The sequence below is a fragment of the Hymenobacter sp. GOD-10R genome (genome assembly GCF_035609205.1).
Lineage (GTDB): Bacteria > Bacteroidota > Bacteroidia > Cytophagales > Hymenobacteraceae > Hymenobacter.
Map to the genome: position 1 here is coordinate 4,838,737 of NZ_CP141184.1, position 22,360 is coordinate 4,861,096.

Annotated in this window: 22 protein-coding genes and 1 tRNA gene; 6 read left to right on the forward strand and 17 right to left on the reverse strand. The window is 53.3% G+C overall.

Annotation, left to right across the window (positions count from 1 at the left end; all coding sequences use genetic code 11):
- Positions 1-13: 13 nt before the first annotated feature.
- The 12 genes from SD425_RS19165 to SD425_RS19220 form a co-directional block, all read right to left on the reverse strand.
- The gene (locus tag SD425_RS19165) at positions 14-742 is read right to left on the reverse strand and encodes a fatty acid desaturase (protein ID WP_324671612.1); all 729 of its coding nucleotides are present in this window, start codon (positions 740-742) and stop codon (positions 14-16) included.
- Between the two features lie 73 nt (positions 743-815).
- Positions 816-1,664 carry a 4-hydroxy-3-methylbut-2-enyl diphosphate reductase gene (locus tag SD425_RS19170; protein WP_324671613.1) on the reverse strand — a complete coding sequence of 283 codons (849 nt, stop codon included), beginning with the start codon at positions 1,662-1,664 and terminating at the stop codon, positions 816-818.
- 269 nt (positions 1,665-1,933) lie between these two features.
- Positions 1,934-2,413 (reverse strand): hypothetical protein, encoded by a 480-nt coding sequence (locus SD425_RS19175; RefSeq protein ID WP_324671614.1) that lies wholly within the window; start codon positions 2,411-2,413, stop codon positions 1,934-1,936.
- Between the two features lie 120 nt (positions 2,414-2,533).
- Positions 2,534-3,376 (reverse strand): phytoene/squalene synthase family protein, encoded by an 843-nt coding sequence (locus SD425_RS19180; RefSeq protein ID WP_324671616.1) that lies wholly within the window; start codon positions 3,374-3,376, stop codon positions 2,534-2,536.
- A gap of 92 nt (positions 3,377-3,468) precedes the next feature.
- Positions 3,469-4,959 (reverse strand): phytoene desaturase family protein, encoded by a 1,491-nt coding sequence (locus SD425_RS19185; RefSeq protein WP_324671617.1) that lies wholly within the window; start codon positions 4,957-4,959, stop codon positions 3,469-3,471.
- Positions 4,960-5,232: 273 nt separating this feature from the next.
- A complete protein-coding gene (locus tag SD425_RS19190; protein WP_086595482.1) occupies positions 5,233-5,748 on the reverse strand; it encodes an RNA polymerase sigma factor in 516 nt (171 codons plus the stop codon).
- Positions 5,749-6,175: 427 nt separating this feature from the next.
- A complete protein-coding gene (locus SD425_RS19195; RefSeq protein ID WP_324671618.1) occupies positions 6,176-7,105 on the reverse strand; it encodes a MerR family transcriptional regulator in 930 nt (309 codons plus the stop codon).
- A 21-nt stretch (positions 7,106-7,126) separates the two neighbouring features.
- The gene (locus SD425_RS19200; protein WP_324671619.1) at positions 7,127-7,627 is read right to left on the reverse strand and encodes a fatty acid hydroxylase; all 501 of its coding nucleotides are present in this window, start codon (positions 7,625-7,627) and stop codon (positions 7,127-7,129) included.
- 146 nt (positions 7,628-7,773) lie between these two features.
- Complete coding sequence (locus tag SD425_RS19205; RefSeq protein ID WP_324671620.1) at positions 7,774-8,589, reverse strand: enoyl-CoA hydratase/isomerase family protein; 816 nt, start codon at positions 8,587-8,589, stop codon at positions 7,774-7,776.
- Positions 8,590-8,765: 176 nt separating this feature from the next.
- Complete coding sequence (locus SD425_RS19210; RefSeq protein WP_324671622.1) at positions 8,766-11,012, reverse strand: ComEC/Rec2 family competence protein; 2,247 nt, start codon at positions 11,010-11,012, stop codon at positions 8,766-8,768.
- 141 nt (positions 11,013-11,153) lie between these two features.
- Positions 11,154-11,594, reverse strand: coding sequence for a GNAT family N-acetyltransferase (locus tag SD425_RS19215; RefSeq protein ID WP_324671623.1), 441 nt, complete (start codon positions 11,592-11,594; stop codon positions 11,154-11,156).
- A gap of 59 nt (positions 11,595-11,653) precedes the next feature.
- Positions 11,654-12,757 carry a PhoH family protein gene (locus SD425_RS19220; RefSeq protein ID WP_324671624.1) on the reverse strand — a complete coding sequence of 368 codons (1,104 nt, stop codon included), beginning with the start codon at positions 12,755-12,757 and terminating at the stop codon, positions 11,654-11,656.
- 141 nt (positions 12,758-12,898) lie between these two features.
- On the opposite strand from SD425_RS19220, the gene SD425_RS19225 reads away from it, so the two are divergent.
- The 4 genes from SD425_RS19225 to SD425_RS19240 all read left to right on the forward strand — a co-directional run bounded on the left by SD425_RS19225 (position 12,899) and on the right by SD425_RS19240 (position 14,783).
- Positions 12,899-13,687 carry an SAM-dependent chlorinase/fluorinase gene (locus tag SD425_RS19225; protein ID WP_324671626.1) on the forward strand — a complete coding sequence of 263 codons (789 nt, stop codon included), beginning with the start codon at positions 12,899-12,901 and terminating at the stop codon, positions 13,685-13,687.
- 128 nt (positions 13,688-13,815) lie between these two features.
- On the forward strand, positions 13,816-14,136 hold the full coding sequence (locus SD425_RS19230) for an antibiotic biosynthesis monooxygenase family protein (protein ID WP_324671627.1): 321 nt from the start codon (positions 13,816-13,818) through the stop codon (positions 14,134-14,136).
- Positions 14,137-14,147: 11 nt separating this feature from the next.
- On the forward strand, positions 14,148-14,690 hold the full coding sequence (gene hscB, locus SD425_RS19235; RefSeq protein WP_324671628.1) for a Fe-S protein assembly co-chaperone HscB: 543 nt from the start codon (positions 14,148-14,150) through the stop codon (positions 14,688-14,690).
- Positions 14,691-14,701: 11 nt separating this feature from the next.
- A tRNA-Leu gene (locus SD425_RS19240) sits at positions 14,702-14,783 on the forward strand.
- Between the two features lie 305 nt (positions 14,784-15,088).
- Here SD425_RS19240 and SD425_RS19245 read toward each other — a convergent pair.
- The 4 genes from SD425_RS19245 to SD425_RS19260 form a co-directional block, all read right to left on the reverse strand.
- On the reverse strand, positions 15,089-15,448 hold the full coding sequence (locus tag SD425_RS19245) for a YegP family protein (protein WP_324671629.1): 360 nt from the start codon (positions 15,446-15,448) through the stop codon (positions 15,089-15,091).
- 321 nt (positions 15,449-15,769) lie between these two features.
- Complete coding sequence (locus SD425_RS19250; RefSeq protein WP_324671630.1) at positions 15,770-16,693, reverse strand: DUF6929 family protein; 924 nt, start codon at positions 16,691-16,693, stop codon at positions 15,770-15,772.
- A gap of 96 nt (positions 16,694-16,789) precedes the next feature.
- On the reverse strand, positions 16,790-18,820 hold the full coding sequence (locus tag SD425_RS19255) for an RICIN domain-containing protein (RefSeq protein WP_324671632.1): 2,031 nt from the start codon (positions 18,818-18,820) through the stop codon (positions 16,790-16,792).
- 147 nt (positions 18,821-18,967) lie between these two features.
- Entirely contained in the window at positions 18,968-19,177 is a 210-nt protein-coding gene (locus SD425_RS19260; RefSeq protein WP_324671633.1) for a hypothetical protein, read from the reverse strand.
- A gap of 381 nt (positions 19,178-19,558) precedes the next feature.
- Here SD425_RS19260 and SD425_RS19265 point away from each other — a divergent pair, with 381 nt between their 5' ends.
- Positions 19,559-19,771, forward strand: a complete 213-nt coding sequence (locus tag SD425_RS19265; protein ID WP_324671634.1) for a DUF2945 domain-containing protein — start codon at positions 19,559-19,561, stop codon at positions 19,769-19,771.
- A gap of 68 nt (positions 19,772-19,839) precedes the next feature.
- On the opposite strand, the gene SD425_RS19270 is transcribed toward SD425_RS19265, so the two are convergent.
- Complete coding sequence (locus tag SD425_RS19270) at positions 19,840-21,420, reverse strand: amino acid permease (RefSeq protein WP_324671635.1); 1,581 nt, start codon at positions 21,418-21,420, stop codon at positions 19,840-19,842.
- A 206-nt stretch (positions 21,421-21,626) separates the two neighbouring features.
- On the opposite strand from SD425_RS19270, the gene SD425_RS19275 reads away from it, so the two are divergent.
- Positions 21,627-22,091 carry a hypothetical protein gene (locus SD425_RS19275; RefSeq protein ID WP_324671636.1) on the forward strand — a complete coding sequence of 155 codons (465 nt, stop codon included), beginning with the start codon at positions 21,627-21,629 and terminating at the stop codon, positions 22,089-22,091.
- Positions 22,092-22,360: the final 269 nt, after the last annotated feature.

Sequence of the window (22,360 nt, forward strand, 5' to 3'; positions counted from 1 at the left end):
CTAGCGGCATAGGCTATTTGGTTTGCCAAAGCCGCCACCAAGGTAGGTACGGCTGGTCGTGGTGCTCGTAATGATACCCAAAAAAGTAACAGCTCAAAAAAGCCCACAGGTGGTGCCGAAGTTGCGTGCGCGATTTGTGCGTGTTATCGGGGGCGTGTTCGCCGCGGTGGGGCAAGTAAGTGCCAAAGAAGAACAGCTGCACGGTAGCTAGCACTGCTGGTACCATCCAGAAGGCGATAACATTCGCCATTGGAAAGAACAGCTTCAGCACGTTGTAGGTAATGGCCATCAGCACGACTTGCCACCACGTTACGTAGTTCCAGGCGAAGCGCGCTAGCCACGGCAGAAAACCGGGGTGCTTGCCATCATGAAAATCAGGGTCCTCTTCCGTCGCGACGTGGCGGTGGTGCTGGTGATGCTTGGGCAGCATCCTAGGAAACCAATTATAGGCAAATAGCAACGCGGTGACAGTACCGATACCATTGTTCAGGCGCTTGTCGGTGCTTACCACACCATGCATGGCGTCGTGGGCGGTAATGAACAGGCCGGTGTAAAGGTGCGTTTGCACTAAGGCGAGCAGGTAAGGCCACGGCGTTGCCCAGTCAGGCTGGTAGAAACCGAGCAGAAACGTAAGCAGACCCGTCCATAACGCAATAATCGTCAGCGCAACCACTACACCTTTGCCGTGTAGAGGCTGGGGCTTCACGCGCTTTTGCGTTATGGCAGATTGGGTAGCTAGCATGTTCTGATCTATCGTTTCTGGTAGCACCTCTTGGGATTCATTGCAGTGTTTTACTGCGCGCGATGCTACTCCGTTACAGCTTGAGCAAAGCGTCGCGCACGTTTTCCATGAGCCACATGGGCGTGCTAGTGGCTCCGCAGATACCAACAGACTGTCCGGCCTGAAACCAGTCGGACTGAATTTCTTCTACTTTAGAAATAAAGTGCGTATTCGGATTGGTATCCTTGCACACCTGGTAAAGTACCTTGCCGTTACTACTTTTCGTACCAGACACAAATACAATCTGGTCGAACTGGGCCGCAAACCGACGCAAGTCTTTGTCCCGGTTGCTCACCTGCCGACAGATCGTATCGTTGGCTGACACCGAGTAGCCGCGCTGCTCAAGCTCCCCTTTGATCCGGTAAAAAGAATCGGTGCTCTTTGTGGTCTGGCTGTAGAGCGTCACGTTGCTGGGCAATTCATGGCGCAACAACTCCTCTAGGTTTTCAAACACGACGGCATTACCACTGGTCTGCCCTAACAAGCCCCGCACCTCGGCATGACCATGCTTGCCGTAGATGAAGATCTGCTCCTGCTTATCGTAGCTGGTTTTGATGCGGTTTTGCAGCTTGAGTACTACCGGACACGAAGCATCAATCAGTGTTAGGTTGTTCTCTAGAGCGGTCTGATACGTGCAAGGTGGTTCGCCATGCGCCCGAATCAGCACAGCTTCATCGCGCAGCTGCGAAAACGTATTGTAGTCAATAATACGCAGGCCCTGCTTTTCGAGGCGCTCCACTTCTTCATCGTTGTGCACGATGTCGCCCAGGCAATATAAATAGCCCTGTTCTTGCAGAATATCCTCGGCCATCTGAATGGCATAAATGACGCCGAAGCAGAAGCCGGAATTGGGGTCGATACGGACGCTCAGTTGGTGCGGCATAGCTTCCTAACCGCAAAACCCGGCAGAAGGTTGTGGGTCTTAGCCTAGAAGTGAGAAGTTTATATTTGAGCTCACTAAAGTTCAGCTTAGTTTGCCCTAAAAACGCCGAAAACAGTACCTTACGAGCACTTAATTATACTTTTCCACGGCCCAATTTAACACTGCGCTACGCGGCACTTCTACGCACAAAGCGTCCCCTGCGATGTTATGCTTCATTGTCCCTGTAGGCTATCCTCATGGCCTACTACAGGAGACTTCCAAAGTAAGCTTTATCGGTCTTTGATGTTATCTAATTTTTGCGCCTCTGCGGGACTCACCTTGCCGTGCGTGCGCAAGTACGTGCGGATAGTCCTGAAGCCTTCCGGATCGAGGCCGGAATGCGGATGGTTCAGCACGCTCGTGAGCAGTAGGTGGCGGTCCTCGTCGATATGTTTACTCAATCCTAAGAAGCTAGGTAAGTTCGTTTCTACACTAAAGCGCAGGTAGCGAATTTCGGCGTTCTTAGGGTTCAGCGCTACAGCTTGTTCAAAGGTATGAGTAGCCGCCTGCACGTACCGGAGCTTATCCAACAAGGAGGCGTCGCGGGCCTTGATGGCTTCGGCGGCGCCTTTGTAACCCAATACCACCGGGTCGTGCTGGTCGTAGCTAGCCATAAGCTGGTAGAACTTCTCACCGGCGGTTTCGTCGGTAGCGGCTTGCTGGTAATGCTGCCGGAGCGCAGCGAGGCGGTAAGGGGAAGAAGTAGACAAGGGGCTGAAATAGTAGACAGGCGAGCTGGATGGAGCTACTGATAGGCTAGGCCCTCGAAAAGAGCAGAGGAGCAGCGCAATAGGAACAAATAGCAGCTTCACGCAGTCATAGTTTCGTTGTCAGATAGCCCGTAGGCGATATCGAAAGTACGAACCCATGAGCAATAAAAGTTTCGTATTGTCAGGAACGCGCACCCGTTCCCCGAGAATTCGGGCGGCTGGTAGCTGCTTAATCTTATGAAAAAGCTTCAGATAATATACGTAAGCTAGGTACACACCTAGACGTGCGGCGCGCGGCAACTGCACAATGCCAGCATACGCCGCATCAAAATCAGCCCGAATATCCGCTTCAATCTCACGCTTCGTGGCATCATCGAACCGCTCATACACGACGCCTGGAAAATATACTCGGCCACGCTCCTCGTAGTCGGAGCGGATATCGCGCAGGAAGTTCACCTTCTGAAACGCCGACCCTAGCCGACGCGCCGGTTCGCGCAGGCGCTCAAACATGGCCTTGTCGCCCTCGCAGAAAATGCGCAGGCACATAAGCCCCACGACTTCCGCCGAGCCATAGATGTATTCCTCGTACAGCGACTGATTGTAGCGGTTGTCTTCCAAGTCCATCTCCATGCTCCGCAAAAAAGCATCGATGAACTCCCGATCGATGCCATAACGGTGTACCATGAGCTGAAACGCGTGCAGCACCGGGCTCAGGCTAAAGCGCATGGCTAAGGCCTCATCGGTCTGCCGTTTGAAGTCGGCGAACAAGGCGGCTTTGTCGTGGTCGTGAAACGTATCCACGATTTCGTCGGCCCAGCGCACAAAGCCATATACCGCGTACACGGGCAGGTGAAAGCGCCGGTCGAGCGTGCGAATGCCCAAGGTAAACGACGTGCTATAGCGGGCAGTAATCAGCTTGCTGCACGCTAGGCTGGTGTCATTGAAAAGGGCAACGTGGTCCACGGGGCGGGTTTTGGAGGGTTAAGGTTGGGTACTCGGATGCGGAGAAAACCTAGGTACTACCATACGAACAAGCGACTAGCCAAGGTTCGTGACTAGCGCACACTGTATTCCTTCTCAACTTCGCCGGCTACTACTTGGCCCGAGATGAGCGAGGGTGGCACGCCAGGACCGGGAACCGTAAGTTGGCCCGTAAAGTAAAGATTCTTTACCTTTTTACTTTTCAACGTTGGTTTCAGAATGGCGGTTTGTCGCAGCGTATTAGCTAAACCATACGCGTTGCCCTTGTAGCTGTGGTAGTCGGCAATGAAGTCGCGGTGAGCGTAGCTGCGCTTAAATACCACTGCATCGCGGATGCTCTGCCCGCAGTGCCGCTCCAAGCGTTCCATAATCAGGTGATAATAATGCTCCCGGGTTTCTTCCGTGTCGGGTAAGTCGGGAGCCACGGGCATGAGCAGGAAGAGATTTTCGCAGCCTGCGGGTGCTACGCTCGGATCAGTTTTGGAAGGCGTGGAAGCGTAAAATAGCGGCTTGCTCGGCCACTGTGGCTGCTCGTAGATCTCGCGAGCATGACCCTCAAAATCTTCGTCAAAAAACAAGTTGTGGTGCTCTAGCCGGTCGAGGCGCTTGTTGATACCTAGGTAGAACAGCAACGACGAGGGCGCCAGCGTGCGCGAATCCCAGTACGCTTCGTCGTAGTGCCGGTACTCGGGGCGCAGTAACTGCTGCTCGGCATGGTGATAATCGGCGCCGGCTACTACCACGTCGGCGGGCCGAAAACCACCAGCTGTCATTACGCCGGTTGCGCGGCCATTTTCCACCTTAATCTCTTGCACCTCCTGGTTGTACTCCAGCGTCACGCCTTGCTCCTGCGCTAGCTTCACCATGCCCTCCACAATTTTGTGCATGCCACCCATTGGGTACCAAGTGCCGAGGGCTAGGTCAGCGTAGTTCATCAGCGAGTAGAGTGCGGGCGTGTTTTGGGGCGTAGCACCTAAAAACAGTACCGGAAACTCCATCAGCTTGAGCAGTTTTTCGTGCTTGAAAAACTTCCGTACGTGTTTGCTCATGCTCTGTAGCACATCGAGGCGTACCGCATCCACCAACAAGCGCGGATCGGCAAACTCCAGCAACGAACGCCCTGGCATGTGCACGAATTTGTTGATCCCTACTTCGTACTTATAGGCAGCTTGGCGCAGAAACTCATCCAGCCGCGCTGCACTGCCCAGCTCAATGCTTTCAAACAATTGGCGCAATGCAGGCATTTGGGCCGGAATGTTCACCGTATCATTGCCCGCAAATACAACTTGGTAGGAAGGATCGAGGCGTACTAAGTCATAGTAATCGGCTACCCGGTGTCCAAATCGGCCGAAGTACTGTTCAAATACATCAGGCATCCAGTACCAGCTGGGGCCCATGTCATAGGTAAAACCTTCCGCTCGAAACACCCGCGCCCGGCCACCTGGTCCGGCATTTTTTTCCAGAATCGTAACACGATAGCCGCGCTGGGCTAAAGAAGTTGCGGCGGCTAGGCCAGCAAAGCCAGATCCAATAACAAGTACTTGTTTGGGTTGTGAGGAGCTCAAGCGCGGAGATATAGGTGAGGTGGTAGCAAGCTACAAAGCCGAGCCTTACTTTGTTTTAGCGGCACACATTTCGCACGGCCGACCTAGGTACTACTTTGCTAGGTAGCCGCTATAGCTACAGCACGAAAACAAAGCAGCTCGCACCAATTTGGCGCGGAGCCAAGATGATGCGAGCTGTGAAAAAACAACGGGCCGCAAGCGACGGGGCTTAAAGCCAATGTCACCTACGGCCCGCGATACGCCCAGGCGGCAGTTGTACTCTCTCCCTATTCCCTACACGCCCGGGGCGTATACCGTCAGCGCCTGTTTCAGTTCCTTGCGGGCAATGTGAATTCTATTCTTCACCGTACCAATCGGAATTTGCAGCTTTTCCGCAATTTCCAGGTACTTATACCCGATATAGTACATCATAAACGGCGTTCGATAGTCAGCACTCAAGTTGGCAATAGCCTCATTAATATCTGTTACTACGAAATCACTGGTAGCACCGTTGTGCGTAATGTAATTCTCGTCCGTATTGAAGTACTGAAAGTACTCCGTGCTATCAATATTACTATTGCGCTTAGTAATCTTGTTGTAGTTGTTGATGAAGGTGTTGCGCATGATGGTATACAACCACGCCTTCAAATTGGTGCCCGCTTTAAATTTATCTTTATTAAGCAAGGCCTTCAACAATGTTTCTTGTACTAGGTCTTTAGCGTCGTCAGCGTCGCGGGTCAAGTTCATGGCCACGGGCTTTAGAGAGTAAGAAATCTTTTGTACCTGATCTGTGAATTCCAAAGAGGTCATACTGTCTAGCTTTTTGTGGCAAAAGGTTAAACAAATATACGAGGTTGTTAAGAAGCGGTCTAAACTAGACTGAATTATTTTTCACTAACCACGATAATGTAAAGCACGTTGACAACGTACGAAGTGACTGATAATCAGTTGGGTTATTTGTATTATTTTTCCGTGTCTGCTCATAGCCAATCGTTAAAGCTAGCTTTTTGAACGTTCAACAGCCTTATGACACGATGAAAGAGATGTAGGTACCTAGATACGGTTGAGCTTGACCTTCAAGGCTACTAACAAAGCAATATAGCCTATGAATAAGCTATGCTGCTCTTCCCTATAAGTGTCGTGATAATACCGCTCATGGATGCACGTGCTCAGCAACAAATGCGATCCGACAACGAATCTCACTGCTAACGCCGAAGTGCGCTGCTTGCTACTATCCTTAGTGAGACGATGCGTGCTCAGGCTGTAGCTGATCAGCAGAAACTATTTTAGTTTTATCGGCCAAAGCCAAAAAGTCCGTCATCAAAGGTGGCTTGATAATATTCTCTGGCATATCTAGGCAAAGCTGCTGGGCGAGCGGGCCATATAGAACCAGCAACGTCTCGGGGCTAATTGCTGCTAGTTTCTGAATATAGTCTGGTACTCGGTCGCGCTCGGGCACAGCCGTCAGCACCGTGCAGAGAGCGTAAGGCGTATAGCTGGCGCACACACTTTCCAGCTCAGCTATAGGCAAATTTTGCCCTAGGTACAGCACATGATGGCCTCGTACCCGCAAGGCATAGTTCATGAAGAGCAACGCCAACTCATGCATCTCACCCTCCGGCAGAAATAACACCCAACGGCGTGCTTTTGCGGGGTGCACTGGAGCTAGCGCATCGGTAGCGGCCATAATCTTTTGCCGCAGTAAGTTGGTCACTAAGTGCTCTTGGGCCGGATTCACGGTGCCGGTTTGCCACAATACTCCCACGCGTTGTAGAAACGGGTAGGCTACATGCATGATGGCTTTCTCGAAACCTAGCTGCCGGATAGCGTTTCTCAGCAACTCGTCGAGGACGAGCTCATCCATTTCGAGCATTGCAGCCAGCAGAGCATTTACCTGCCGCTCGTAGTCGCGGGAAGCATCACAGCAAGCAAGCACAGCCTGGGCCAGTTCTTCATCGCTGAGTCGTGCAACCTGCGAAATGCGTTTTCCACGTCCGCATAAGGTTGCTACGTTTAGTAGGCGCCGCAAATCATCGTCGCAGTAGGTACGGATGTTGGTAGCCGTGCGTACGGGTCGTAAAATGCCGTACCGCTGTTCCCACATGCGGATGGTATGTGCCCGGATACCCGAGAGCTGCTCTAAGTCGCTGATTGAAAAACGTCCCACTGTACCTACTCCTCCTACTTCTTAATTGGCCGACTCTGTGAGTCGGCTACGCTCTCGGCCCGGTGCGGGCTTGCGGCGCGCCAAAGCAAAGTAGCGGGGTGATACCCACAACAAACCGAACTCCTCGGAGCCATCTCGCCCCGTGGTTTTGTGATGTATTTTGTGGGCCATATTCAAAGCGCGCAAGTAATTATTGCGTGATTTACGCCAAAACCGCAGCCGGCCGTGTATTAACACATCGTGCACAAAGAAGTACAACGTACCATAGGCGGCAATACCCGTTCCGATCCAGAACCGCCAATCTTTATCAGCAGAGCCATAGATGATAAATAACATCGACAGCGAGCCGTAGAACAGAAAAAAGAAGTCGTTGCGCTCGAAGCGGTGCGGGTGTCGCACGTGGTGCGAGCGGTGCAAGAACCAGAGTGGTCCGTGCAGCACAAACCGGTGCATGAACCACGCAACAAACTCCATTCCCAGAAAAGTGGCCGTGACCACGGCAGCTGCTGCTAGGGGTGTCATAAGGTGCTAACCAGCCCAGTATGAAGGATGTTTAAAGCGTTTGCGCGAAACGACAATTTTCGGCAGCCAGTCGACAAAATTCTCGCGATAGTTGCGCAGTAGGTTTAGGGTGCGCGCTGCTATGACTACCTAACGAATACCTAAATCTAATCCCAGGCAATTTTTTCTTTGTTCAGGAACGCCTGAACTCCCCGGCGGCAATCGTTGGACCCACGTGCTTCTGCGTTGAGCTGAGCGGCGTAGCGTAGGCTGTCCTCCAGCGCCATGTCGGGCAGCCGGGCGAGCATCTCCTTCGTAATCTCCATACTCTGGCCCGAATTCTCTACGCACAAACGACGGGCAAACCGGTAGACATTGTCTGCTAGTTCTTCTTTAGGCACTAAGAAGTTGACCAGCCCAAAATCAGCGGCTAGTTGTGCCGAAATGATGTCGCCGGTAAGCAGCAACTGCTTTGTACGGGCCTCCCCTATTTTGCGCACCAAGAAGACACTCACGATAGCGGGCAGCAAACCTAGCTTCACTTCCGTGTAGCCAAACTGCGCATCGGGCACGGTGAAGGCAAAATCGCAAATAGTAGCTAGGCCGCAGCCGCCTGCTAAGGCGTGGCCCTGCACCTGCCCAATCACGATTTTCTTGAGCGTATAGATCTGGTGGAACAGCTGCATGAGGTGAGCCGAATCCGACAGATGGTCGGGGTAGCCAACTCCTTGCAGCTCCTGTTCTTGGATATGAGCGAGGTCAGTGCCGGCGCAAAACACGTCGCCAACGGCGCGCAGCACAATTACTTTGCAGTGCTCATCGTCTTCAGCAACCTCGAAAGCCTGCTTTAACTCGGCTACTACATCGTAGCTCAACGCGTTGCGTTTGTCGGGGCGATTTAGCGTGATGTACCCGATGGCATCGCGCGATTCATAGCTGATGTAGCGCAGCTCTTCCAGCTCCTGAGTAGGCATATTTTCCATGGTCGTGCAAGACTAGGCGTTGAAAAATCGGCACCACTGCGAGCGTAAGCTAGGCCGCAGCCGGTGGTTTATTAGAGGGGCATGGTAACCAAACCTAACGAAAATGACGCTTTTATAAAACTATATACTGCCTTGCTGGGTCTCTCGGTTTCGCTTCAGCTTCCAACAGCTATTACCTATATACGAGGCTGAACTGTAAAAAAGCCACTCGCCGTTACATCATACGTCTGCATACCAAGCTGTTGCAGCTCTGGCGTCAGCCGCTGAACGTACCACGAGCGGCAAGAAGAGTCAAAAACAATCCTAACATCTTTCCCAAATACAGCAGCTAGCTCCTGTGCTTTCACCCGCGCATTGCGCCGGAGCACCACTACAGACACTGGTTTAGGCGCCCGGGCTGGGCTCAGGCGCTGCGATATGAAGGCCACTGTTATGCCACGCCACACTGCCAGCACCAGGCCACTATCCGGCGCGCACCGCGTAGCCGGGACAGCCGCTCCGTGCCAACCAGCATAATACTGTACCCGTTGTGCTTCTCGGGCAATGATACCCGGCACGATGCGGTACGTACGCTCCGTTTCAGAGAGCGGCAGCGAATCGACGGCAACAATATCAGCGGCGGCACCTTGCCAAAAACCGCACACCGAACGCCGTGGTATGCTGTAAATAATTAACCGTTCGTCGGTTTTTAGCTGATGCGCGGCCCACACGCGGTTGCCCGCAAACACGCCCATTAGTGAGCAAGCAAGGCCTAACCACGCCAGACGACGGGCAGCCAAGAAGGTAAGCAGGGTTAGGATAACACCAAAGATCAGCCACGCTTGTAGCGCCGTCACGTGGATGCCGCTGATAAGGGCGACCGGCATGGCGCGGCCAATCCAGAAGATGTACTCGTTGAACAGCCAAATCATTTTCTCGAATACCCACGCCACGCACCTAGGTCCCCAATCGAGCAGAGCGGCAACAGCTGGCGCAAAGGAGCCAATAGCCTCCACTACTCCTTTCAAGCTCAGCAGCACCACGCCCACATACACCGCACCCGATGAAATGGGCACCGCTACTAGGTTGGAAGCCAAAAAGCTGAGCGGAAACTGATGAAAGTAAAACAACCCCAGTGGGAACGTAGCTACTTGCGCCGCCAATGACAGCGCCGTGGCTTGCCAGATGTTATCCGTTAGCCAGCTTGTCCACCGCCAAAATTTCTGCACAGACTTAGGTTGCCACGGCCGCTGCCGATTCAGGAAGTAGCCTTTCACATCGAGCCACGCCACGATGCGCGGCTGCACATACACAATGCTGAGCACCGCCAAGAAAGACAGCTGAAAGCCCACATCAGCCAACAGATACGGATCGTAGCAGAGCAAGCAGAAAGCCGCCACGGCCAGTGTGTTGTACATGGTACTCTGGCGCCCAGTAGCCCGCGCGATAATGATGAAGGTAAACATCACTGCCGCTCGTAGCACTGACGCCGATAAGCCCGTCACAAACGCGTACGTCCAGATAACAACGAGACCTAGGATGGCCGTCAGAAGGCGAAACGTGAGGCTGCGCCGCCCTGGTATTCTGCTTACCAGCCACATCACTGCCCCGAACAGCAGCCCGACTTGCAAGCCCGAAACTGCCATGATGTGCGTGGTGCCCGTGTTGGCGTAGGCCTGCTTGGTATCCTGATCAACATCGTCTTTGATACCAAGCACTAAGGCCGAAGCTAAGGCATACTCGCGCTTCTCCTGCACGTACTGCCGAAACACGCCATCCAGCATACGCGCCGCCCGCATGCTCACGACCCGCAGGTAGCTTGGTGGCTGCGTGGCTATTTTACGGTACTGATCGGGGTGGATAAACTGCTGGTGATAAACCTGATGATAAGCTAGGTAGCGCCGATAATCGAACTCACCCGGATTTAGCGGCGGCTTGCTCGGCGCTGGTGCCCCGCGCACGAGCCACACGTCGCCGTACTGCGGCGATGTTACTTGGGCTTGCGCCTCCTGCCGTGGAATCGACACCCGAATACCACCCGTCGCCGGCTGCCAGCGCCCTTTCACGCGCACCGCCGACACGCGCACGGTTGTGGCATATGTGTTGGGTCGCACCACCGTGTAATCGTCTACCACGCCTCGGTAAAACTCAACGTGGCTGCCGAACCGGAAGAGGTGGTCGGCGCGGCGCGACTCGGTGGCTTGCTGCGTCAAGTTCAGCCCGACGACGTAAATAGCCAGGAGAGCCAACAGCCCGGCTGTGTTTATTGCAGTCAGACTTGCGCTTCGTACTGCCCAGATTTGTACACCCAAAAATAGCCCAGCTACCCCTAGCACCGCCCATTGCAAGCTAGGGAGCGAGTCGCCAAGGTAGAGGTAGGTCAGAATGCCCGCGGCAAGAGCCAATGTAAGGCGGACGAAGGCATAGGGCGCCCAACGAATCATACGCAACTAGATAAATCACCTAACAATAGATTACACCTAGGCAGGGCCAATATCCATACCAGCTCAACAAAAACGGTGCTTGCTCTAGGAGCAAGCACCGTTTTTGTTGTAGTAGCTGAGCAAATCGTTGAGTGTAATTACTCAACTACTTTTTTGCCAAGCCATTTTGAAGTGTTCGATGTCGCACTCGTTGAACTGCGGTCCTTCTTTTACGAAGCTGTGGCGCTCGTAGAAGCGGACAGCCGGCAGTTGGGCATGTAGATACACCTGCGCATCGGGATGAGCAGCCTGCACATCCTGCAGCACACTTTGTAGCAAAGCAGCGCCAGCGGCCTGATTACGATACTCTTCCAGCACGGCAAAGCGCTCTAGTTTCACGCCGTTCGGCGTTTTGCGCCAGCGGGCGGCACCGCAAGGCGTACCATCGGCGGTGCGAGCTAGATAATGATGCGCATCAGTACGGTCATGCTCATCGTACTCGGCGTTGGGAGGCACACCTTGTCCTTCAACAAATACTTTTCGGCGGATGGCAAGCGCGGCATCCAAGTCAGTCGGCTCAGTAATAGCTTGAGCAGTAATCATGAAGCGGACATAAAAGAAACGCGGGACTGACCTAAGTCAGCCCCGCGAATACTGGACAGTTAAAGTTGCTGTTCGTGGTTTAGGGGCAACGAAGTCGCGCCGTCATTTTCCGGTCGCGCGTCGGGGTGACGATCCGGGCGGTCATTCCTGTTATTCTGATAAGGACGGTACTCGCGCACCGGCCGGTTTGCCTGCTCCTTTTGCTGCGTAGCATCGAAACGGTCGTAAGCGTACACGATTTCCTTCACCAAACGGTGACGAACTACGTCTTCGGCGCTCATTTCTACGAAGCCGATACCGCGTACATCCTTTAGAATATCAAGCGCTTGCAACAAGCCCGACTTCTGTTTGGTAGGCAAGTCAATCTGGCTCCGGTCGCCGTTCACCATCACTTTCGCTGACGGTCCCATGCGGGTCAGGAACATCTTGAGCTGCGACGGCGTGGTGTTCTGGGCCTCATCGAGCAGCACAAACGCGTTATTGAGCGTACGACCGCGCATGTAAGCCAACGGCGCAATTTCGATGATCTTGTTGTCCTGGTAGAATTTCAGCTTTTCAGCCGGAATCATATCTTCCAAAGCGTCATAAATCGGGCGCAGGTACGGATCAACCTTCTCTTTCATGTCGCCGGGCAGGAAACCTAGGCTCTCACCGGCTTCTACCACGGGGCGCGAAATGATGATCTTCTTGACCTCCTTGTTCTTGAGCGCCCGCACGGCCAACGCCACCGAAATGTAGGTCTTACCTGTACCGGCCGGTCCTAGGGCAAACGTCAAGTCGTTCTTAAGAACGGATTCGACGAGGCGTTGCTGGTTAGGAGTCTTGGCCTTAATCACGCCGCCCTTTGCTCCGAATACAATCACATCAGCTGGTGAGGCGGTAGCGATAATGCGCTCCTGCTGCTCATCATCGGCGGCCGCCACGTACTCACTCACCACTTTATCAGTGATTTGGCCATACTGGTGGTAGTGCTCGATGAGGGAGGACAGAATTTCGTTGATACGCGCAATGACGGGCGTTTGGCCCTGAATCTTAATTTCGTTGCCGCGAGAAATGATTTTACTACCTGGGAAGGCGGCGGCTAGTTGGCGAATGTTTTGGTTGTCGGGTCCGAGGAACTCGACGAGGGAAACATTTTCGAGGGTGATGATTTTCTCGACCAATCTGTGGGTGCTTTTAAGCGAATGAATTAGGGAAATGAACCGGCAATAGTGGCGTAAGTTCAGCTTGGTTCGCTTAAAACGCCTACTTTTGCCGCCCCCGCATCGGGTTAAACAATAGTACGAAGAATCTTAATTTCCGGCATGGGGCTGATTACGTTTCTGTCCGACTTCGGCTACCGCGACCACTACGTAGCCGCCGTCAAAGCGCGACTGCTTCAGTTGGCGCCTACGCAACCGGTGCTGGACATCACCCATGCCATTGAACCCTTCAACATCGCTCACGCGCTATACGTTCTAAACGCGGTGTTTCGAGATTTCCCGCCGGGCACAGTACACCTGTTAGGGGTGAACGATTACGGTGGCCCTCAGCCACGCTGGCACGCTGCGTTGTACGAAGGGCACTACTTTGTGGGCGCCGACAATGGCTTGGTGGCCTTGCTTACCGATAGCTCGCCAGAAGAGTTGGTGCGCCTGCCGGCTTCTCCTACGCCCTCCCCTACGCGCGACGTGCTGGCGCCCGCAGCCGTGCACCTAGCCCAAGGCGGCTTACTTGCCGACCTAGGCCCGGCTACTACCGACCTCAACCACAAGGTCAATCGGCAGCTTCGGCTACAAGATAACCGCATTACTGGCCACGTAGTGCACGTCGACCACTATGGCAACCTGATTACCAACATCAGCCGCACAGCCGTGGAGGTTATTGGGCGGGGTCGCCCTTGTACCGTGCATTTCGCCCGCGAAACCGTCCGCGACATTGCTCCTCATTTCCAAGCCTCTGACCCTGGCGATGCCGTCTGCATCTTCAATAGCCAGGATACTTTGTGCATTGGTATCAACCAAGGGAATGCCGCTGAGCTGCTGGGCCTCTACTTCGACTCGCAGGTAGACATCCGCTTTCCGGTAGAGACAGAAGTCGAAGCCAAAACCTAACTAGCATCTTTTAAATACCGCTGTTTATCAACTACTTATGTTTGTTTTTATATTATGTTAAGTAGTACCAGACAATATGTCATTCCTCTGTATGCCTTGCTTACGGCCAAATTAGACTAGCTCGACCAATGATCCAAAGAGTTGTGCGCATGACCTTTCGCCCTGATGCTGTGGCAGAGTTTCTGCGCCTTTTTGAAGCATCGCAAGACAGAATCCGGCAAGCACACGGCTGCCGACACCTAGAACTCTGGCAAGACGCCGAACAGCCTACTATCTTTTGCACGTATAGCCATTGGGATTCAGTAGCTGTGCTAGACCAATACCGGTGCTCCACGTTATTCGGAGAGGTGTGGCCCGCCACTAAAGCGCTATTCATGGCGCCTCCCCTCGCTTTTTCCGTACAGCACGTTGTGCCTACGGATGCAGCCCTGCTTACCTCACAGGGTTAACTCTTTTTACCATGACGCCAAACTACTTCGAATTTTACGACTTACCCGAAACCTTCCAGCCTGACGCAGCCGCGCTGAAGCGACAGTATTATACCCTCAGCCGCGAATACCACCCCGACTTTCACGCTACTGAAAGCCCAGAGCGGCAGCAAGAAATTCTGCACCTAGCTACGCTCAACACGAATGCTTATCGCACCCTCTCCGATCCCGACCTGCGTATGGCCTACATTTTAGGCTTGCATGGCCTGCTAGAAGAAGGAAAACAGGAACTTCCGGCAGATTTTTTAATGGAAGTTATGGAGCTCAATGAGCAGCTAATGGAGCTAGAGTTCGAGCCTGATGCAGAAGCAGTACAACGCGTTGAAAATGAGGTAAACGCCTTATCCGAAACCTTCGACGCTGGTATCGAACCCGTGCTGGCTGGCTACCCAGGATTGCCCGTCGATGTGCGCCCACAAGCGCTCCAACAGATCCGCACTTATTATTTGAAACGACGTTACCTCTTGCGAATTCGAGAAAGTCTCTCTAAGTTTGCCACCCGTTCCGAGTCGTAGGAACGAGATAAGCCCAGATGGCGGAATCGGTAGACGCGTTGGTCTCAAACACCAATATCGCAAGATGTGCCGGTTCGACCCCGGCTCTGGGTACTTTTCAGCTGTTTAACAGCACCATTAGCCAAAACCCGGCCTTTCTAACACACTAGAAAGGCCGGGTTTTGGCTTTTTGCATTTTCAGCACTACATGATTTTGTTTGAATCCGCATTAGGGACGTAGTGCTCTCCAACGAGTACTTAGCGATAACAGCAGATCCGAATCCCTAACAAAACCTTGAGCAAGTCAAGCGTCGGCTTAGGTGGTACTAGAACGGATGAAACGACGAAGTTGCTTGGTGCCTAGAGCTTCTTGCTGGCCTAGTAGCTACCGTCTATCTTACAATTTTCTGGCTCCTGCGTTAGCGTGCATCTAGCTCTAGCGATACTAGGGAACCTAGGTATACCACTGGTGCTACAGGTGCCAAGCTCAATACCTCCTCTATAGCTTGTTCACGCTCACTCACGGTATGATAAGTAGCTCCGTGTGCGATGATTTCACCAGCATCATCGTGCAGTAGAAAGGCGTAGCTACACGGCGTATCACTCCGCGTCAAATATTGCGGCCGGCAATATGCCCGGATATTCATGATACCGATGTAGCAGCCAGGCTTGAAGAAATAGGGATGCCCCGTTAGCAGCACGTCGGCGTGCTGATTTCGTAAATGAAAATGGTAAAGAGTATCGGCTCCCCGAAAAATTTCAAAATGAGACTCAAGCATACAAGACTATAGGCAACAACAAAACAGGATAGGTAGAAAGCCAAGAGGTATGGTTACAATGATTACATATTTATATTGAAATTTTACTATGTTTTTTAACATTATTTAACCTTCACTTCTTTATTCCGGAGAGGTAAAAAAGAAGCTAGCAGTTAATGCTCCGCTTTGATTGCGGGCACATACGAAGTTGCTAGCTGGTTGGTTTTACTTCTTTTGAAAAATTATATTTCTTGTTTTTCATGAAGTGCAGGAGCAAATGCTAGTTGTAGGAAAGAATAGACATCAGTTCAATAGACTGGACATACTTACCCTAGGTTTATATCACACCGTTAAATCAACCAATAAGGCGGTAGAACCCCCTGCATCGTCGTCCGTAACCAGCAAAAGCTCGTACTGTCCTGGCCCAATTATGTGGCGCACTGCTACGCTCTCTACTTTGCCACGGTACGGCTTTCCATCGGGCAACACGAGTTGGGTAAGCGGCAAGGTAATAGGAGCTGTAGCGTTATGCGATACAGGGAAGGGCAATACTCCCACGAAGCTGCCCAGCACCGCCCCATCGGCTATGGCATCACTCGTATCTTCAACGGAGGCCGTTACAAACAGTGTGTCCTGAAATACGGTAGCTCCTGAAAAACCCGCAGGTTTTCCTTCGATGGTAGGCAAGACGTACAGCTGCGTCTGCACCCTAGGTACCTGCATCTGACGATGGCGCAGATAGTCGAGCGTGGGCATAAGCGGCAAGCGGAACACTAAGTTGCCGGCCGCAGACCCTACCGTTCGCTGAAACAGTAACAACTCCGTTTGGGTAGTAGCGGCAGCTTCTAGGTTGAGCGTGATGCCCGGCGGCAAAGCCGCCCTCAGTGCTGCGTACAAGCCCGCCAACGACACCGGATACACAGTAGCCGCTGCCTTTGCATCGGCTGTCAGGCCAACCCAGAATCCGTTTTCACGCGCCGCAGTTGCTCCAGAGCCTAGCAAAAGGAGGCTAGTTTCGCCATCAGGACCAGGCACTACGGTCATGCTTTCGAGGTCTAGCTTTAGATTTTTGGGAATGCGGCCGGTGCTGAAGTGGGCCGTTTCGAACAACGTGATGGGCGCACCAGCCGCAAACGAGTGTGCATCGAGGCAGTACAGAAAAGGCGAATCATCCCCGATGATGTACGCCCGGTCGCCTATTACCTCCACCCCAGATGCCGACGGCAGATTAGGCAATTCCAACTGACGCAGAATAGTAGCTTGCATGGGCACTATCAAATAGAAACTGGATGAACAAAAAAGACCGTCAAGCAGCTATATACTGCTTGACGGTCTTTTCAGAAAGATTCAGGCAGAACCTAGCTACTGCTTGGTAATCGTGAATTCTACGCGCCGATTGAGTCGGCGGGTTTCTTCTTTTTCGTTGCTGCCCCGGGGCTTTGTACCGCCATAGCCAATTACACTGATCCTATTCTCGGCAATGCCGCGGGTAATAAGGTAGCGGCGTACTTCTGCTACGCGGTCTTCCGAGAGCTTCTGGTTGAGCGCTGGATTGCCCTGGTTATCGGTGTGCCCTTCGAGGCGGATATTCACCGTGGGGTTGTCGGTGAGAGTACGGGCGAGGCGATTCAGCTCAGCGTACGAATCGGGTAGTAGTGCGTATTTGCCTTGGGCAAAAATGAGGGTAGGTAGTTCCAAGCTTGAGCCAACGCTCGCCGGCACAAGCAGCAAATCGCGGTTGAGCGAGCCCACCATCGTTACGGTGTCAGAGGCCGTAAGATAGCTAGTGCTGGTAGCCGCTAGGCGGTACTGCCCCGGAGGCAAGGAGAATTGAAATCCGCCACCCGACGCGTCGGTGCGGGCCGTTGCGTTAAAAGCTAGGTCGCTGCTGAGGCGGGTCACTTTCACTTCTGCCACAACGGGCTTTCGCGTTTTGGCGTCGAGCGCCCGACCTGTGAGCAACGTACGAGCCGCTACCTGCGGATCGACAGGAGCAGTGACCGCCGTATCGATGGGCGGTATGCCGGCAACAGCCCGAAAGAGGTCGGCAGGATTGTTAGCCGTACGCCCCGATGCAAAATAGGCCTGCTTGCCGTCGGGCGTGAGGCTAAGGTAAGCATCAAAGCCTGGCCCGTTGAGCGGCGCTCCTAGGTTACGGGGCTCCGTCCAGTTCGTCCAAGTGTCGTCGAGGCGGGTACTCACGAAAATATCGGCGCCGCCGTAGCCCGCGTGGCCATACGACGAGAAATACAAGGTCTTGCCATCGGGTGCCAGCCAAGGTGCAAACTCAAAGCCCGGCGAGTTGAGTACTCGACCTAGGTTCAATGGCTCCGACCAAGCTCCGCCCGACCCTGCCCGGCTCACATACAAGTCGTTGTTACCGTAGGAATCGGAGCGCTCCAGCGAAAGTAGTAAGATCTTCTCGTCGGGCGTTTCGAAGAAGTCCGTAGCGATATTGGTGGAATAGTAATTAGCAATTGACAGGCGTTGGGGCCGTGAGCCTTTCGCCAAGTTGCGCGCCACCTTCGACACGCCTTCGTCGCGGAAGCTACCTTCGCGTTCATACGTGCCGCGTACGAGCAGCGAATTGCCGTTGTTCGTAATGGCCATCACCCCATTGTGCTGGGGCGTGTTTAAAGCGTCTAAGCGCGTGGCGGTGGCCCATGCTCGTCCGTCGGCGGATGTGCTCAGCCAGCTGTCGCCTGACTCCGTATTGCCTTCCGTATTAGCGTCGTACTTCGTTCGCACGAAATACAAAGTGTGGCCATCAGGCGCTAGCACAGGTTTTAACTCATTGCCGGGCGTGTTCAAGGCAGTTAGCGGCTCGGGTGTGCCAAAGCTTGGCTGCTTAGGATCTAGGTTTAGATGCAGCTTAAATAAGCGCCACTGCTGCGTAGCACGGTTCTGAGCCTGCTGCGCTACTATGGGGGTGCCATTGGCTTTATCAGCCGCGGCCAGCGACGCGCAGCGCTCGGTGCCGCGGTTAAGCAGCTGAATACTCCCAACTGGCCCGCCGGCTGTCAGTGCCCATTGTTGGTAGAAGCTGCCCGACCAAGGCCGCTGTACAAGCGGCGAACTTTCCTCGTTCTTATCAACGGTCAAGCACGCGCCGCTATGCTTGGCTTCGATGCGAAAATACACGCTACCGGGCGACACCCGTACAAAGCGCCACTGCTGACTCGGAGACTGAGTAAATTCCCACTGCACCGTAGCAGCACCGGGCTCAGCGGAGGCATTGGCCACATCGAGCGAACGACCACTGCTGCGAGCTATGATGCCGTAGTACGAGTTTTCGTCGGGCAAAAAAGCAGGCTGTTGTGCCCATAGTGGCTCGGCGCGGAGCCCTAGCACTACTAATAGGAGAAAAAGAAATCGAAACGACAAAGCATTCATGCAAGCAAAACGACTAGACTGGGCCGCAAGTTAGCCGAAATCCGGCCGTAGCCTGTTCTACTGGTGCGGCACATAAAAATGCCGCGCTTCCTTCGAACGAAGAAAGCGCGGCTTTGCAGGTAAACAGGTGTACAGGCTAGGGCGATATTAGGAGCGGCTAGCGTTGTTAATGTATTTGAAGCGAACGAACCGTTCGTTCTCGTAGATAGCCGTAAAATGGCCACCTTCCGCCTGCTTGTTTTCGTTGTTTTTGCGATCTGCTGCTTTGGTAGGCGCAGGTGAGGTAGGTACCGAAGGATAAGCTCCGGGCATCACTCCGGGCATATGGCAGATGAAGGAGAGAATTTTCGACGCCATGGTAAAAAGTTTGTTTTTAATAAATAGGTGAGTGTAGTAGCTGGACCTTAGCAAGCCTAATTGCAACCGCAAAAATCGGCGCCTGTACTTGAATAATCCAATCTTTTATAAGACGAATCAAATGTAAGAATATAATTATTGTTTTGGATGATGACAAGGTGAATTTTTTATTAAAAAAGATAAAAATACGTATAAACGCGTACTGATTGTCCGTGTTGATACATAGATAATAAGCTGACTGCTTGAATGATAACGTATCATAAATTGTTACATCTAAGTACCAGAACTGAACTCTAGCATCGCCTCCCTTCCAGCTATTATTCACCTGCTACATCACTGACTTTCTGTTCAATTTCTCTCTTTCTCCTCATCTCTCCCCCTATGCGTAAAGGCACCAAAGTCAGTTGGAAATATGGTACTGGTACTGCCACCGGCAAGATTGAAGAAACCCACAAAGAATCGATAACGCGTAAGATGAAGGGCCATACTGTTACGCGCCACGGCACGGCCGACAATCCCGCTTTCGTTATCCTTCAGACTAACGGCGACCGGGTACTCAAACTAAAAAGCGAAGTACAAGTGGTACCTAGCTAAAAAAGAAAGCCTTACCCGATGCGGGTAAGGCTTTCTTTTTTAGCTAGGTAAAGAGGTTATCCCACTAATTAAGCATTATGCTTGTCGGGTTTGATGAAAGCTTCTTCGTCCATCTCGGTAGGCACTACCACGATGCCTCTTTGCAGCATTGAGTTGCGCTTGCCGTAAAGGAAGTAGACTACGAAGCCGAGCAGCATCCAGGCGAAAGCCACTTTTAAGGTAAACGAATCGAGGCCCACAATCAGCAGCGTACACACGATAGCCCCCATGATGGGCACCAGCGGAAAGGCGGGTGTGGAAAGCGGCGCGCGGAACGGGCGCGGCTGCGCGGGATCCGACTTGCGCATAATCCACACGCCGATGCTCACCAGCACGAAGGCCAGCAGGGTGCCAAACGAGGTGAGGTCGCCGGCCAGCGAGCCGGGCACGAAGGCCGCAAACAAACCCACGAACACCATCAGCATGAGGTTAGATTTGTAAGGCGTGTTGAACCTAGGGTGCAGTTCCGAGAAGGCTTTGGGCATGAGGCCGTCCTTGGCCATCGAGAAGAACACGCGGCTCTGGCCCATCAGCATGACGAGGATAACCGAGGTGAAACCGAGCAAAATACCAACCGTGACGGCCGTAGCCAGCCAGCCGTAGCCGGGCATGTGCGCCCGAATGGCGTAGGCCACCGATGCCTCGCCGCCCAGCGCAGGGTCAGCAAATTCGCGCCAATTGGCCACGCCCGTCAGCACGTGCCCAAACAAGATGTAGAGCACCGTGCAAATGGCCAACGAACCTAAGATACCGATGGGCATGTCGCGCTTAGGATTTTTGGCCTCTTGCGCGGCCGTGCTCACGGCATCAAACCCGATGAACGCGAAGAACACAATGCCCGCGCCCCCGATGATGCCGCCCCAGCCGTGCTTGAAAAAGCCTTCGTAGGTACGGACGGCTTCGCCAGCCGCGTTTTTCACCACGGCATCAGCCGGAATGAGGTAGGGCGTGTGGTTAGAAGGATTAATGAACTGCCAGCCTACGGCGATGAAAACCACTACGATGAGGGTTTTGAGCACCACGATAACGGCGTTGAACAGGGCTGACTCCTGAGTACCTTTCACTAGCAATAAGCTCAGCATCACGATGATGAGCAAGGCCGGCAGGTTGATGAGGCCGTGCTCGGTCACGCCGTTTATCACGGCCGACTCGAAGGGTGAGTGGCTGAGATTATATGGGATACTTGTCCCAAAAACCTCTAAGAGCTTGTTCAGGTATTCGCTCCAGGCGATGGACACGGTGGCCGCGCCCAGCGCGTATTCCATGATGAGCGCCCAGCCGATAACCCAGGCCACAAACTCGCCCATGGTGGTGTAGGCGTAGGTATAGGCCGAGCCGGCAATCGGAATCATGGCCGCAAACTCGGCGTAGCAAAGCCCAGCAAACACGCAGCCAAACGCGGCCAGGACAAACGCCAGCGTCACGCCCGGCCCCGAGGCCTGAGCCGCCGCCGCCGCCGTACGCACAAACAGGCCCGCCCCGATGATGGCGCCCACGCCCAGTGCCACGAGGTTGCCCGCACCCAGCGTGCGCTTGAGCGCGCCGTGCCCCGAAGAGTTGGCTTCACCCAGCAGTTGCGCTAAGGGTTTCTTGGCGAAAATATTTGCCATAGACAGAATAGAAAATGAGAAAGTGAAAGAAGGTGTAGATGCTGTGGTGCAACAAAAAGCCACATTTCGGCTGGCCCGAATATAGCTTTTTATCCGGTTATCGTGGTTGAAGCTAGCGGAAGCGTAAACTTTCTCCGGTGTTGGTTAAACCTAGCGCTCGTCCTACCATCCAACCGCCAATACATACCTAAACAGACACACCCCTCATGAAAAAGTTGCTCATCCTTCTCGCTGCTTTCGCCTTGTCTACGGGCGTAGCCTCTGCCCAAACCGATGATATGTCTAACGCTGGCGGCATGGCTCGTGGGGGCATGGGTCGCGGCATGCAACGCTCACCGGAACAAATGGCCGAAGCTCGCGCCAAGCAGCTCACCACCCAGCTAGGTCTGAACGCCGACCAAACGGAGAAAGTACGCCAGCTCGCGCTTACCCAAGCGCAGCAGATGCAGGAAAAGCGCGCCAGCGCGATGGCCAGCGGCGACCGGACTGCCATGCGCGGTGATATGCAAGCCGCTCGGGAACAATACGAAACCCAACTCAAAGGCATTCTGACGCCCGAGCAGTTCACCAAGTACACCACTATGCGCGACGAGCGGATGGAAGGCCGCCTAGAACAGCGCAAGGAAGGCAAAGCCAAAATGAAAGAAGACAAGGTTAAGCTGAAAAGCTAAGCTAGGTTCCTTATTTTCCCCTGTAGAAAGCCCCGACCAAGAGGTCGGGGCTTTTTTTGTTTGTTTGGTTCGTGGTAGGGCAACTTATTTCGTTCCTACCCTTAATCTCTTTTTGGATACTCAACCAGAAACCCTTTAGCCAGAAGCGTGTATCTTAAGGTCGTAGATACAGTTGTTCCTTTCAGCAGCTTAGTCTGCCAGCAGTTCTTCTATTTCGAACCTGCTCGTCCTACGTCACCTTACGTATATTTGGAGTGCTCACCTACTTC

What these genes read in the sequence shown, in the direction of transcription:
- SD425_RS19165 (WP_324671612.1), bottom strand. Translation starts at nt 742, where the DNA reads ATGCTAGCTACCCAATCTGCCATAACGCAAAAGCGCGTGAAGCCCCAG.
- SD425_RS19170 (WP_324671613.1), bottom strand. Translation starts at nt 1,664, where the DNA reads ATGCCGCACCAACTGAGCGTCCGTATCGACCCCAATTCCGGCTTCTGC.
- SD425_RS19190 (WP_086595482.1), bottom strand. Translation starts at nt 5,748, where the DNA reads ATGACCTCTTTGGAATTCACAGATCAGGTACAAAAGATTTCTTACTCT.
- SD425_RS19200 (WP_324671619.1), bottom strand. Translation starts at nt 7,627, where the DNA reads ATGACACCCCTAGCAGCAGCTGCCGTGGTCACGGCCACTTTTCTGGGA.
- SD425_RS19205 (WP_324671620.1), bottom strand. Translation starts at nt 8,589, where the DNA reads ATGGAAAATATGCCTACTCAGGAGCTGGAAGAGCTGCGCTACATCAGC.
- SD425_RS19210 (WP_324671622.1), bottom strand. Translation starts at nt 11,012, where the DNA reads ATGATTCGTTGGGCGCCCTATGCCTTCGTCCGCCTTACATTGGCTCTT.
- SD425_RS19215 (WP_324671623.1), bottom strand. Translation starts at nt 11,594, where the DNA reads ATGATTACTGCTCAAGCTATTACTGAGCCGACTGACTTGGATGCCGCG.
- SD425_RS19225 (WP_324671626.1), top strand. Translation starts at nt 12,899, where the DNA reads ATGGGGCTGATTACGTTTCTGTCCGACTTCGGCTACCGCGACCACTAC.
- SD425_RS19230 (WP_324671627.1), top strand. Translation starts at nt 13,816, where the DNA reads ATGATCCAAAGAGTTGTGCGCATGACCTTTCGCCCTGATGCTGTGGCA.
- hscB (WP_324671628.1), top strand. Translation starts at nt 14,148, where the DNA reads ATGACGCCAAACTACTTCGAATTTTACGACTTACCCGAAACCTTCCAG.
- SD425_RS19245 (WP_324671629.1), bottom strand. Translation starts at nt 15,448, where the DNA reads ATGCTTGAGTCTCATTTTGAAATTTTTCGGGGAGCCGATACTCTTTAC.
- SD425_RS19250 (WP_324671630.1), bottom strand. Translation starts at nt 16,693, where the DNA reads ATGCAAGCTACTATTCTGCGTCAGTTGGAATTGCCTAATCTGCCGTCG.
- SD425_RS19255 (WP_324671632.1), bottom strand. Translation starts at nt 18,820, where the DNA reads ATGAATGCTTTGTCGTTTCGATTTCTTTTTCTCCTATTAGTAGTGCTA.
- SD425_RS19260 (WP_324671633.1), bottom strand. Translation starts at nt 19,177, where the DNA reads ATGGCGTCGAAAATTCTCTCCTTCATCTGCCATATGCCCGGAGTGATG.
- SD425_RS19265 (WP_324671634.1), top strand. Translation starts at nt 19,559, where the DNA reads ATGCGTAAAGGCACCAAAGTCAGTTGGAAATATGGTACTGGTACTGCC.
- SD425_RS19270 (WP_324671635.1), bottom strand. Translation starts at nt 21,420, where the DNA reads ATGGCAAATATTTTCGCCAAGAAACCCTTAGCGCAACTGCTGGGTGAA.
- SD425_RS19275 (WP_324671636.1), top strand. Translation starts at nt 21,627, where the DNA reads ATGAAAAAGTTGCTCATCCTTCTCGCTGCTTTCGCCTTGTCTACGGGC.